The organism is Paenibacillus sp. AD87 (genome assembly GCF_001659845.1).
Lineage (GTDB): Bacteria > Bacillota > Bacilli > Paenibacillales > Paenibacillaceae > Paenibacillus > Paenibacillus marchantiae.
This window is the reverse complement of the sequence record NZ_LXQN01000007.1, coordinates 4,854,370-4,867,170: the sequence shown is the minus strand read 5'-3', so window position 1 is coordinate 4,867,170 and position 12,801 is coordinate 4,854,370. Positions and strand designations below refer to the sequence as shown.

12 protein-coding genes and 1 pseudogene are annotated in these 12,801 nt (G+C 41.9%); 11 read left to right on the top strand and 2 right to left on the bottom strand.

Features of this window, described 5'->3' with window-relative positions:
* The first annotated feature begins 9 nt into the window (after positions 1 to 9).
* The 5 genes from gpAD87_RS21470 to gpAD87_RS21450 all read left to right on the top strand — a co-directional run bounded on the left by gpAD87_RS21470 (position 10) and on the right by gpAD87_RS21450 (position 5,422).
* Positions 10 to 483: a hypothetical protein gene (locus tag gpAD87_RS21470; RefSeq protein ID WP_064640500.1), complete on the top strand. Its 474-nt coding sequence runs from the start codon at positions 10 to 12 to the stop codon at positions 481 to 483.
* Positions 484 to 797: 314 nt separating this feature from the next.
* Positions 798 to 1,286, top strand: coding sequence for a hypothetical protein (locus gpAD87_RS21465; protein ID WP_064640499.1), 489 nt, complete (start codon positions 798 to 800; stop codon positions 1,284 to 1,286).
* A 104-nt stretch (positions 1,287 to 1,390) separates the two neighbouring features.
* Positions 1,391 to 1,657, top strand: coding sequence for a hypothetical protein (locus gpAD87_RS21460; RefSeq protein WP_064640498.1), 267 nt, complete (start codon positions 1,391 to 1,393; stop codon positions 1,655 to 1,657).
* On the top strand, positions 1,654 to 2,052 hold the full coding sequence (locus gpAD87_RS21455) for a hypothetical protein (RefSeq protein WP_064640497.1): 399 nt from the start codon (positions 1,654 to 1,656) through the stop codon (positions 2,050 to 2,052). The genes gpAD87_RS21460 and gpAD87_RS21455 overlap by 4 nt, the downstream gene beginning before the upstream one ends.
* Positions 2,053 to 2,284: 232 nt before the next feature.
* A complete protein-coding gene (locus gpAD87_RS21450) occupies positions 2,285 to 5,422 on the top strand; it encodes a DUF3427 domain-containing protein (RefSeq protein WP_064640496.1) in 3,138 nt (1,045 codons plus the stop codon).
* A 75-nt stretch (positions 5,423 to 5,497) separates the two neighbouring features.
* Here gpAD87_RS21450 and gpAD87_RS21445 read toward each other — a convergent pair whose 3' ends face one another.
* Entirely contained in the window at positions 5,498 to 6,367 is an 870-nt protein-coding gene (locus gpAD87_RS21445) for a hypothetical protein (RefSeq protein WP_064640495.1), read from the bottom strand.
* A gap of 243 nt (positions 6,368 to 6,610) precedes the next feature.
* On the opposite strand from gpAD87_RS21445, the pseudogene gpAD87_RS33010 reads away from it, so the two are divergent.
* Both gpAD87_RS33010 and gpAD87_RS21440 read left to right on the top strand, forming a co-directional pair.
* A pseudogene (locus tag gpAD87_RS33010) lies at positions 6,611 to 6,801 on the top strand (hypothetical protein); the annotation flags it as partial.
* 122 nt (positions 6,802 to 6,923) lie between these two features.
* Entirely contained in the window at positions 6,924 to 7,463 is a 540-nt protein-coding gene (locus tag gpAD87_RS21440) for a DNA/RNA helicase domain-containing protein (protein ID WP_064640494.1), read from the top strand.
* A 73-nt stretch (positions 7,464 to 7,536) separates the two neighbouring features.
* Here the strand turns inward: gpAD87_RS21440 and gpAD87_RS21435 are convergent, their stop codons facing one another.
* A complete protein-coding gene (locus tag gpAD87_RS21435; RefSeq protein ID WP_036606225.1) occupies positions 7,537 to 7,878 on the bottom strand; it encodes a helix-turn-helix domain-containing protein in 342 nt (113 codons plus the stop codon).
* A gap of 141 nt (positions 7,879 to 8,019) precedes the next feature.
* Between gpAD87_RS21435 and gpAD87_RS21430 the strand changes: the two genes are divergently transcribed.
* The 4 genes from gpAD87_RS21430 to gpAD87_RS21420 all read left to right on the top strand — a co-directional run.
* Positions 8,020 to 8,535, top strand: a complete 516-nt coding sequence (locus tag gpAD87_RS21430; protein ID WP_197521460.1) for a HEPN domain-containing protein — start codon at positions 8,020 to 8,022, stop codon at positions 8,533 to 8,535.
* Positions 8,536 to 8,932: 397 nt separating this feature from the next.
* Positions 8,933 to 9,082 (top strand): hypothetical protein, encoded by a 150-nt coding sequence (locus gpAD87_RS32275; RefSeq protein ID WP_197521459.1) that lies wholly within the window; start codon positions 8,933 to 8,935, stop codon positions 9,080 to 9,082.
* A 692-nt stretch (positions 9,083 to 9,774) separates the two neighbouring features.
* Positions 9,775 to 11,448 (top strand): hypothetical protein, encoded by a 1,674-nt coding sequence (locus tag gpAD87_RS21425; RefSeq protein WP_064640493.1) that lies wholly within the window; start codon positions 9,775 to 9,777, stop codon positions 11,446 to 11,448.
* A gap of 17 nt (positions 11,449 to 11,465) precedes the next feature.
* On the top strand, positions 11,466 to 12,801 hold a 1,336-nt coding region (locus tag gpAD87_RS21420; protein ID WP_197521458.1), incomplete at its 3' end, for a hypothetical protein.

The window sequence follows — 12,801 nt, the reverse complement described above, 5'->3', positions numbered from 1 at the left end:
ATTGAAATAATGGGAATGTCATCTTTTTTATTATTTAAACGTGGAGAAAGCACGTCAGCAAGTAATTTATTGAGTACTATTAATAATATATGTATAAAAGAGAAACTATTCTTTGATAATGATGAAGAAACTTACGATAGCGAAGGTACATTAAAATATACTCGACTATATATAAACGACACGCCATTTAAGGAGAATTATTCAAGGACCCTTAGCTTTAGTGTATATGATGAACCTTACGAATTTCAAACCGTTACTTATGACTGGGATGATATTAAAAATGAATATTTTAAAGCAGTAGTTTCTGATGACTTTGATGATAATGAGGATTTATTATTTAAATTCCTTTTTGCTTTTCTGAATGAATTCCCCGATGCAAGAGTATGGATTGAAGAAGATTGGTTTTACAATTTAGAAGATATGAAACAGATAAAGGCATCCTACAATAATGATTGGTGTTATATTGATCGCAAGAACATGTAAAAAACCAACATGTCCATTAATTGATAATGCTTACAGGCACTTCTACCAGACAAAAAGTAGAGGTGCATTTTTATGGAATTTAATAATGGATGGTGTTTTCTGGATGATACTTTGTATGGGAGCTTAAAGTTAATGTCTGTGGATATTAAGTCCAATTACAGTTCCTACAGAAATATACATATGGAGAAATTGAGTAGCCCTGCCGTTCAGATGCAATAGAGAGTGCGCCACCCTTTTCAGGTTTTGGACTTAGTAAGGATACTAGCAAGTACTACGATTATGAGATTGATTACTAAATGTTGAGGTGAAACAGAATGTTATTGGAAAATGCAGTATCCAAACTAAATAGTATAAATTGGGGCTCAGTAGGTACTGTTATCTCTGAGGAGGATACTAACCTCGGCTATGAATTTCTCAGAAGAATGGCTCAGTTTTTTAAAGCGGAGCAGCTGAAGCCTATGCCACCTGCATTTACAAATGTGGCGAAACTGTTAGGAGATCAAGAAGAGGAATTAGATATTTCAGCTTATTGTAGTTCAGATGCTGTTGCTTATTTGAATCAAAACTCATATGTAAAAAGAATATTTGAATATTATCTACAACTGGCGAATTACTCAGAGGATAGACCGGGGATTTGTCAATATTTAGAGATATATGAACCTTTAATTAAACTTTTTGAACGTGGTGGAGCTTTCACGATTAAGCCACTTTCTCTAGAGATTATTAAAGTATCACATTTCCCACTAAACAATTGGTATGAGAAGTTTGCGGATAAAAATCCAATTGATATTAATAATTTATAGATCATTCAGGTAGATACGTCAAATAAACGTATTATGGAAGAGCACTTCTACCACACAAACGTAGAGGTGCTTCTTACTATAAAATCTTAGGAGAATAGCTTGCCATGGTACTAAAAAAACGACTTTTAATGATCGGATGTTGTATTGCCTTTGTGATCTTGCTTGTTCTAACCTATAGCTTTTATAAAGAAAAAAGAATGTATGAAGAGTATCTAACGATGAATGTACGACAAGATATGGTTGATATGAAGAGTGCCATTATAAATAATGATATTTTGTTTAACCGAATACTTACGAATGAGAAAATAACAAACGAGATGGTTGAGGATGGAGAACAAGCCAGCCAGCTCTATTACAACTTACAGATATGACACAGTTTATAGATAAGTATAACTTGATGAATCTAAGCTTCAGCGAAGAAGCCAACTGGCTGGTACAACCCGCAGCATTATTTACAAACGACTTAGGCCAAGATGACATTTTGCCACCTACGCTTCACCGCATGCGAATGACGTTCGAGAGGCTGGATATAACCAGTTATCCTGTAACAGCTGAACTTAAAGCCAGAATCGAGGAGTACCGGCAGTTAAATCATCGATGGCTGAACATTGTTGGGGATTTTGAATCCAAGGAAATTAACGAGAATGATTGGCCCCAAATATTGAATGATCTGGAGCAAGTGACCCGAGCTTATTTTAGTGAGAAAAAGGTTGATTTCATGGATGATGACGTTTGGAGAGATGCTTTGAATCCAAGGTACGAATGATGAAGAAGAGCTAATTGATACTAGATATGAGATGCACATTGGAAGTGGAGTATTCCTGCCGTTTAGAGGCAATAGGAAGAACTCCACTTTTTTATATCAAAACAACTAATGAAATTATTCCCATACTGGACGATAATATAGTAGAAGTAATACTTAGTTATACCAATTATCTAACTCACCATATACATAGAGAACTATCCACAACCATCCTACACCCACACGAGGTACATTCATGAAACAAGGCATATATGAACAGCTTATCAACACCATCACCAGGCAGGAGATTTCTGCGCTGGACCCGGATGTGTATAACATTGGGACAGAGAAGCTGGATGCAGAAGAAGCACGTAAGCTGTTATCCACGTATTTGGCGGCAGTAACGCGGCGAGCGCTCAAGATTGTACGGGAACAGACGGAAGATAAAACGGCAGTGTTGGCGCAGATCCGAACATGTAATGAGATTATTGCTACCCTGAAAGGCACACTTGGGGAAGAAGAGTACAACGAATTGCAACTGGATGAGCAGGGGGAAGTGTTGACCCATGTGTATTCCAAGCTGAACAGCATTCGTGCGGTCCGGGATACCAAAATCGTTCGTCCAGATACGCCGATCTCCCAAAGTTCATTATTCACAGGTGCCAAGTCCGAACCGAGTATGTTATTGGAGTTGCAAAAGGAGATCGTGACAGCCGATCGGATCGATTGGCTGGTATCGTTTATCAAATTCAGTGGGCTTCGCCTGCTGCTGGAACAGCTTCAACAATTCACGGCGAGCGGTGGCAAGCTGCGGATCATCACAACTACATACATGGAAGCAACCGACCTGAAGGCCATCACTGAACTCAGCAAATTACCTAATACAGAGATCCAGATTTCGTATGATACCAAAGTGACACGACTGCACGCCAAAACGTACATCTTCCACCGCGATACTGGATTCACGACAGCCTATGTCGGCTCTTCCAACCTTTCCAACCCGGCGCTGACCAGTGGTATGGAGTGGAACCTCAAGTTAACGGAGAAGGATTCACTCGACGTACTGCGCAAGATTGAGGCGACCTTCGAGAGTTACTGGAATGACCGCGAATTTACGCGGTACGTAGCTGAAGATGAGGGACATGAGGCACAGTTGAAGGCGGCTCTGAATCGCAAAAAAGATCAGTCCAACCACTTTCACCTCGACATTCAGCCTTACGATTACCAAAAAGAAGTGCTGGAACAGCTTCACGCCGAGCGTACGCTGTACGGACGAACCCGCAATCTGATCGTCGCCGCCACAGGCGTTGGCAAAACAGTCATTTCAGCCTTCGACTACAAGCGATTCTGTGCAAGCCATGCGGGAGCCAAGCTACTTTTTGTCGCCCATCGGGAAGAAATCTTGAAGCAAAGTCGGGACACGTTCCGGTATATCCTGAAGGATATGAACTTTGGTGAGCTGCATGTCGGGAATTACCGAGCAGAGGCGATGGATCACTTGTTTGTTAGTATTCAGAGTCTTAACTCCATGAAGCTGACGGAGATCACCAGCCCAGACTATTACGATTACATCATTGTGGATGAATTCCACCATGCTGCTGCTCCTTCATACCAGAAGCTGTTGTCTCACTATGAACCAAAGATTTTGCTGGGACTCACCGCGACGCCTGAACGGATGGATGGCAAAGACATTACCGCCTACTTCGATCATACGATTGCCGCCGAGATCCGCCTAACCGATGCCATTGACCGGAAGCTACTGAGTCCTTTTCAATATTTTGGCGTCACCGATACCGTCGATCTGTCCCAGGTGAAGTGGTCGCGTAAAGGCTACGATCTGAACGAACTGGAAAAGCTCTACACTCATAACAAAATTCGTGCCAACCAGATCATCCAAAGTCTGAACAAATACGTAACCGATCTGGACGATGTGAAGGGGCTTGGGTTCTGCGTAGGGGTGGATCATGCGATGTATATGGCAAAAATATTTAACGAAGCCGGCATTCCATCCATGGCCCTACATGGCGGGTCGAGCGAACAGGAGCGTCATTCTGTGAAAGGACAGCTGGTGAACGGGGAACTACGCATGATCTTTGTCGTTGATCTGTACAATGAGGGTGTGGATATCCCTGAGGTGAACACCATCCTGTTCCTGCGTCCTACCGAGAGCCTGACCGTATTCCTGCAACAGTTGGGCCGTGGACTACGGATGGCGGATGGTAAAGAGTGCCTGACCGTGCTCGACTTCATCGGGCAAGCGCATCAGGAGTACAGGTTCCAGGATAAATTCCGCGCCCTGATTGGCGCTACCAAACATTCCATCTCGTACTACGTCGAGAACGGCTTTTCAAACCTGCCACGCGGCACGTTCATTCAATTAGAGAAGCAAGCGAAGGAATACATCATGCGCAACCTCAAACAAATGAGTCGTAATCGCAGAGCGCTGATCCAGAAGCTGCAAACGTTCCAGCAAGATACCGGACTGCCGCTGACCTTGGCTCATTTTGTAGATCATCACGGGATGACACTATATGAATTGTATGGTGGACGTACGGGCAAAAGGTATTTCCGCGGCCTGTTGGCCGAAGCTGGACTAACCGCGCCTATCGAGGGCGAGCAGGAGGAGTATATCCGAAGACTGCCTTCTGTGCTGACGATTAACTCCCGAAGCTGGCTGACGTTCCTGATCGACTTTATTGAAAAAGGCAAAGAACCTACTACCGCCGATGAACGGCGAATGTTCATCATGTTCTATTACACCTTCCACCGGGCTGCGCCCGAGAAATTAGGGTTGAGCAGCATCGAGGAGGGAGTACGGCGTGTGCTGTCTTGTGCGGCATTCCGAGCAGAACTTGTGGATATTTTCAAATATAATTGGGCTCATCTGCGATTTGTGGATAAAAGCAATTCGTTCCCGTACACTTGTCCACTGGATATCCACTGTATGTACTCCATCGACCAAGTGCTCGCAGCCTTCGGCTACTGGAACGCTGAGCAATCACCCGCCTTCCGCGAAGGCGTGAAGTATTTTGCAGATGAACAGACGGATATTTTCTTCATTACACTGAACAAATCGGACAAAGATTTCTCACCATCTACGCTGTATGAGGATTATGCGATCAGCGAGCGTCTATTCCACTGGCAGACTCAGAGCCGGGTGTCGGAGCATACGGCTACCGCGCAGCGCTATATTCATCATCGAGAGACGGGCAACCGAATTGTGCTGTTCGTAAGGGAGTATAAGGAGGAGCATGGCTATACATCTCCATTTGTCTTCCTGGGCGAAGCGGACTATGTGAGTCATGATGGGAACAAACCGATGAGTTTTGTATGGCGATTAAGAGAAGAGATGCCTGCGAAGATGGTGGCGGTGGCGAATAAGTGTATTGTATGAGGGGGTAATTACCAAAAGACACAACAGAGTCTCCTCAAATTCAGAGAGATTCTGTTGTGTCTTTCAAACGAGAGTTTAGATAAACTCAGTTTTTTTATTTTTTAAATTGAGGCCCTTCATATCCATTGTTATCTGCTCCAGAGGCCCAGCATGTATCCCTTCTTCAATTGTCGCCGGAACTTTGTCTTTACTAGCAGCTGATTCTTGGCTTTCTGGTTTAGTTTTTGTCCAAACTTCATCGCCAAGAGCCGGGGATTGCCACCAATAAAAATCACGATACACTAAATCTGTTGTCAAGTATAACAACGTTGAATGATTACTTTTATCATTAATGGTCAGTTCATATTGAGAAACTCCAATGCCATCAGAATTATTAAGCGCTGTGATCCATTGCTCAATTTTGGGAACAAGACTGTTCACCTCTGAGATTTCCGTTGTTAGCACGATCGAGGCGAGTTTTCCACCCAGTTCGTTATCCGTTACATTCGTCGATTCCACCATCACATCATTTGCTTTCAGTTCACTAATAATAGCGTTCTGGACTGATTCAGAATCAAGCTTGCCTACAATTTTAGCTGAGAAGTCTGGTATTTGGGTAATGTCGTTAGAGACACCGTTGTATATATTCCGGCCGTTTTTGTCTGTAATCGTGAGATCAATATTTTTGATTTGGGAGGTTCCATTAACACCACTTCTTACTTCATTCCGGATTTTTCGGATGGCTTTAATATCCTCTATGGTTGCTTCTCCAGAAGTAGAAGTTGATTTTGTTTCCAATTTTAAATTCCTCTCTTGGGAGGTGATTTTTGAAATAGCCACTCCTTCTTTAACAAGCTGATCTTGGATTAGTTGGGTAGGACTTTCAGCAGAAATAGAGTTCATGTAAAACGCTCCGCTCAGGACGATAACTGCTGCTGCGACAAGAAACCACTTTTTATTTCTCATTATAATTATCCTCCATATAAATAGTTAAATTTAAGGCCCATAGACTCGGAAATTTGCATTACTGGTCTTACTGACTGAATAAGGGCTTTCAGCGGTTGGAGCTGTGTCATTTACAGTCCAAACGCCACTTGAATTTTTATAAGATGCACTTGTAAATCTAAACGGTCCCATCTGTGTATTTGTTGCATGACTTTCTGCGTTTGCTTGAACATTGTTATACGAACTTATATTCCAAGGACAAAGGGCAAAGAATGCCTCAACGCGCTTGGACAAGCGCATCAGGAGTACAACTTTCAGTATAAGTTCCGGGCCTTGACCGGCACTACCAAGCACTCCATCTCACATTACATCGAGAACGGGTTCTCAAATCTGCCTCGAGGCACGTTCATTCAGTTGAAAATCAGACGAAGGAATATATCATGCGCAACCTCAAGCAGATGAGCTTAATCGCAGAGCGTTAGTTCTGAATCTACAAACGTCCCAGCAAGACATCAGACTGCCGCTGACCTGGGGTTGATGATGCATTGGAGATTCGTCCTACCGCTAATTTCGATGGATGGATCAAGATTCTTTTGAATTTAAGTTAACGAACACATCAAACGAAGTGTACGATCTAGTCAAAAGTAAAAACGATCAGGGGTATACGGCGAGGATGTTGGCAAATTTTGCTTGGAATTGGACAGCTGATAAAGAAGGTAATCGCAATGGAGAAATTCCGGATGCAATTATTGAAGAACATCGTTTTGCTATGCCTTGGAATGCTCGTTCAATATCAAGTACTTGGGCTATCCATGAGAGTGGTATAGACCAGATTGGATGTGTTCATACGTCTCAAGGTCTTGAGTTTGATTATGTAGGCGTAATTATAGGGAATGATCTAAAATATGATTCGGATAAAATGGAACTTTATTCAGATTATGATGAGTACAAAGATAGAATGGGAAAACGAGGGCTTAAATTTAAGAATGAGGAACTAACAAAACTTATTAAAAATATATATAAAATTTTGATGTCTCGGGGTATGAAAGGTTGTTATGTTTACTGTCGGGATCAAGAATTGATGAATTATTTATGCAGCAGAGCAAATTCAAGATGATGTGCACCATGGACTATGCAAAGTAGAGAGAAACCCTATCATTCCATAAATGGACGGATAGGGTTTGCTGTTTTCACATCAATATTCCTTTAATAACATTTTTGGCAACACGAATATTATCTGGAGAAGAATCTCTTAGCAGTTGTACAATTTCTTTGATTTGTTTCTCATCTTCAGTTACCTCGAACTCTTCTTCTATATAAGCAAATAATTGAATCAAATTAACATCCAACGACTCAGCGATTTTCGCCAAGTTCACCAAAGAAACATTCTTTTCTCCACGTTCGATCTGTCCTATGTATGAAAAATGAAATCCACCTTTTTCTCCGAGGGATTCCTGTGAATACCCTCTTTCTTTGCGTAGTGCGCGAATTCTGGCTCCGACGAGCTTCAAAACTTCTCTGTCCTCGTTCATGGTATTCACCTCTCTATGTTCAAAAGTGTAGACAAGTTTCCTTAAGGTAAACACCAAACGAAGAATACAAATAATTTATTTGATTACTATATGTATCAATTCATTGTATAATACTGGTATTAACTCTTTGGAGGGATGACAATGGCAAGAAATTGGTCCATAACTGAAGCACATTGTAATCACCAAGTAGATTTTACCCCACGTTCGCAAGACCATGATAGCTCTATACAATCCAAGTCAACACATACTCCTGCTTACCGTATGCTACGTACTACAATACTGGACTATCACCAACATGCTAAGTATCATCTCAAACTTGCCGACATTATGCGTAGTCACAATCAGTTCAAAGCCTGCCTTATTCTATGTGATTGGGCTCTAGCCTCAATGATTAAGGCGCTTTATATCCATAAGTATCATTCAACGCATCCACCCAAGGAACTCACCATGAACGAAATTTTGCCTTTAGTGCATACGAACACTGAACCCGGATTGGATATCGCTTTGTTCATCGGCACGATACAACATATGTCATCCCTAGCGGATTACCCACATGACCAGCCAATAGAACTGGACAACATCGAAAAGCTTCTTCAACGAACAGAAGAGATATTGGACGAGTTAGCCACTCGATTAATGAATAATCAAAAATTATAATCGGCAAAAGCATGATGAATCCATATAATGAACCGGGCATGTATAGTTGAATGATCCCATTTCTGTTAGGGTGAGATACCTTTTAATCTGGATATTCTTTTCACGACAGGAGTTAACCGAGGACGAGTCGCTGATAAATCAGTTCTACGGCGGTATTGCTGGTGTTCGGCCCTTTGGTATGTTTGTTTGATTATTTTCTATTAATGAAATACTTCTAGTCTGTTCCCGCCTTTCAGAAGCTGTAGGCATGCTATCTAGACTCCGAAGCCGGATGTATCTGGTAACCAAAGCTAAATGTAACGCGGTGGCTTACGAACATCCTTCTGCTGAGAAACCCGGTCGCGGACGACACATAAAAAAGGAACTTCCGTCAAACTGAAAGAACTATTCTCAACTCATGCTGCTGATCTTCAAAATTGCTATCGTTCCCCGGTACAGCAATGAAGAGATGGTTCAATATCTCTTCCTGGAACTGCTTTGGGGTCAAGAATGGTATCAGGAATTGCGTTTTGTGCGGGTCATTATCAGGGTCGCTGCTCCATTCTAGTCAATACGGATCTGACTTTAGCGCCCGCAGACATATCTGTTTATACGGCTATCGTTTCAAATTTGATTGCGCATTCCGGGAAATGAAACGAGAAACTGTAGCCTTTGGCTACAGTTTCTTGAGCAATCCATGCCTAAGCTGAACTATTTTCGAAGAAAGAGGAAGTTACACTTTTAAGGCAGTACAGGACTAGAAGGATCGACGCAAGATTGAACAAACAGTTTAAGCGATTAAAAGTTTTGTGTTCTAGTGCATTGCCATGGGACTGCTGCAACTGACCACTTTTCGCTTTTTAGACCGGACACCAGGACTCTTTTTCAGTTATATGAGTGCAACCTCTCATGCCCCGGTTTCCGAGGCTAAGGTAGCTGATTATTTAGGCAAAGTCTATTGTTTCCCCGCTTGTACAAAATCTGCACTTATCCATAACGAAAATTATTAAATCCAAGTACAATACGTTCAATTTTGACGAGGACTTGATGGCCTTTTAGAGCTGTATAACTGTTCGCTATCCAGTTATATTATAAATTTACTTTTATAGGTTGAATGATAAATTAAATAGTCGAAAAATGTAAATATATTCTTATGGTTCAATTGAACTTATTGGTTAAATTTTGTATTATATAAAATATATTAACGATGACTATTGGATTATAGAAATGGGCCTTTAGAACTATTAAGGAGGGAAGCGGATGAATTCATTTGTTCAGTACTTGGATCAATTTAACGTGCTTTCGCCAAATCACGCCAAGATTTACGATGAATATACGACTAGTACAGATACATATCGTATCTCAATCCAAACCAAGATAGAACAATTTTTGCTGTCTATATTTATAGAATCGCCTCGCAGCGTCATTATGACTGGGAATGCAGGTGATGGAAAGACAAGGTTATGCAGAGCCGTATATGAGATGTTAACCGGTGAGCAATTAGTACAATGGCCGGAAAGTGGGATTGTACAAGTAAATTTTAGCCACGGGACCCTAATTATTGTGAAGGATCTGTCGGAACTTACGGAAACGGTTATTTCGGAGAGACTTGAGCATCTTCAGAACGGGATCACGGGAGGGTATAACGACAACACATATTATCTGATTGCCGCAAATGAAGGGAAGTTAACCAAATTTCTCTCGCAGCATAGCTCATTGAAAAAATTGGCTGAACTGGTGAAAGATCGGTTTATGGATCATCAGAAGAATGATCGGCAGCTTCACCTTGTAAATTTGCAGGATGTGACTTCATCCATATACGCAGATCGCATCATGAAGGAATGGACTCGGAAGGAAAACTGGGCGGACTGCGAATCATGTAAGAGAAACAACAATTGTATCATTCGGTTGAATTATCGCAGAATGTCTCAGGAGAGCATTAGAGCGAAGCTTGTAGAGCAGTATCGCTTGTTGGACTGTCTTGGTATACATGTTACGATGCGCGAAATACTCATTCATATCAGCTATGTTCTTACAGGTGGGCTGACCTGTGAACAAGTGCAGATCGCGGATTATAAAGGTATTGAGGAGCAGGCTCGGCGAGCTTATTATAACAATTTCTATGGAGTGGAAATGCTTAATGGCGGTTCTGTTGAACAGGGAGCTGTGCAATATTTTCGTAAATTGGACCCAGGGCAATTGTCGGTTTCCTCTATAGACGATTATCTGCTGAACGGCGATATCAGCGGAGAGGAACATATTTTGGTGAAACATAAGAAGCTGTTTGATGAAGAGATCGATTTATTATTTGGTTACTATCGCAAGCAGATTGAGATGTACCGAAATCAGGATTCAAACCGGGATTCCAATATAATAGTGGATCTGATGTCCGGCTTTCGGCGCAAATATTTTTTTGAATCCGATGAAAAAGAAAGCGATATCCGTCAGAAGCTTGTGCCATATATACATTTTTTTAAGTTTATAGATAGTTTGAATAATCGTCAGAAGCAAGCTGCTGTTCGTAAAGACTTAATTCATGGATTAAATCTTGCCTTCTCGAAAAAAATGATTGATAGAGCGGAGGCCCAATTGTTCGCAGTCAATGAAAATTTGCTTATCCACCAGGCCTTCTCTACTAGCCAGGTGGTGCTGAACGTTGATAAGGAAAGATCCGATATTGACTACATTCCATCCAAGCTGTACATAACAGTGAATCATGATTCCCGGCTAGAGGTCATGCTGCCGGTGTTTGAATATCTACTGCGACTTGCCGGAGGTGGACTGTACTCTACGCTAAAACAAGAAGTAGACATATTGCTGAGCACATTCAGAAATGATCTGATCAACCACAGTGAGTTGGATGAGTTCCTGCTACAGGTGTTTGCAATGGATTTGGATAAAGGCGTGTACAAGCGTCGCGAAATAAATATTTAACGTGGAGGCGCTACAATATGGTAACAGTTGAAGCAACAAATAAGCGAGAAGACTTCACTTCACAACTTTCGTCTCACATTTGGGGGCATCGTTTCAAAGATGGACAACGAGGTCCTGAATATGTGCTGGAGTTCCTGAATGTGTTGTTTGGAGCAAATTATTCCTTTGATTGCGATAAATATTATCGCAAGAGATCGGTAGGGCTGAGAGAGTTCATTTTTGAAGGTGTTAAAGAAGGTAAGGGTGCTAACAATATATTGGTTCTGGACGAGGATAAGAAAGAAAAGCTAAAACAAGCGGTGGAAGAGAACGATATGATAGTACTGAAGCAATTTCTGCGTAATCTTGAGATTATTTTGTATGACACGGATGGTAAGGAAGCCGACCGATCCTGGTTTGCCCGATCACTTTATCCGTTGCATGAATCGCTGTTGTATGTAGAACTTCGAAAGAAAGGCAAAGCGCTCTCTTTTGAAAGGAACTTTTTTGCACGCGGCGGCGAGCTTTATTTTCTTATGATTGCTTATGGTACAGATAGGCATCCGGAGAGAAGGCAGTTTATCGAGAATCGCTTTCAGCAATTGCTGACAAAAAACAAAATTATTGCCAAAGTAGTGGACAAAATCATGTCCATATTTGAAGAGTCTGAATCTTTCCAAGATCGCACCTGCAAGCTTCGATCTTCGTCACAGGATGAGAATGTACCTATATTGCCAGTAACGGCACCGTTAGACAATGGGCTGTTGTTTGAGCATTTCGGGGAGGAACTGGAGTGCTTGCTCTGCCTAGATCTCGATATTCATGAAATGTTCTACCTGCTCACATCGCTTACCTGCTTTCAATTGGCTCGTTATATGCATGAACGGGCTCGTCCTGAATGGGAAACAAGAACGTACTTCTTCGACTGTCTAGATGGGAAAAACAAACAAATATCCCAATTGGCCGCGTTAAGTTTCGAGCAGAACGAAAGTTTCCTTAAAGAAAAGTTTGAAGATGAATTTGGACTTAAAGCAGAGGATGTTTTTGGTGCTCGTGAAAATATAGAGAAGCAATTGCCGCTATGGAAGGCCCAACCGGATGTGTTCTTTGAAATGATGGGACTCAGCAAAATGCGTAGCCGTAAAGAAGCGATCAGACGCGTTCTTCTTCGCTGTAACAACGCCGATGATGTATTAAGCAAGCTCAAAAGCAGTGTACGTGAAGTGGTGGCTGCCCAGCTTAAGCAGCTCCAGGTTACACGCGTGCTCTCCAGAGATGGAGGGTTTGCTACGTACCGTCGTGGTTCGGCTTCAAATTATCGGTATACTATATCGGATTCCTTTTTACAAATGCTCGTATTCACTAAAGTGAAGC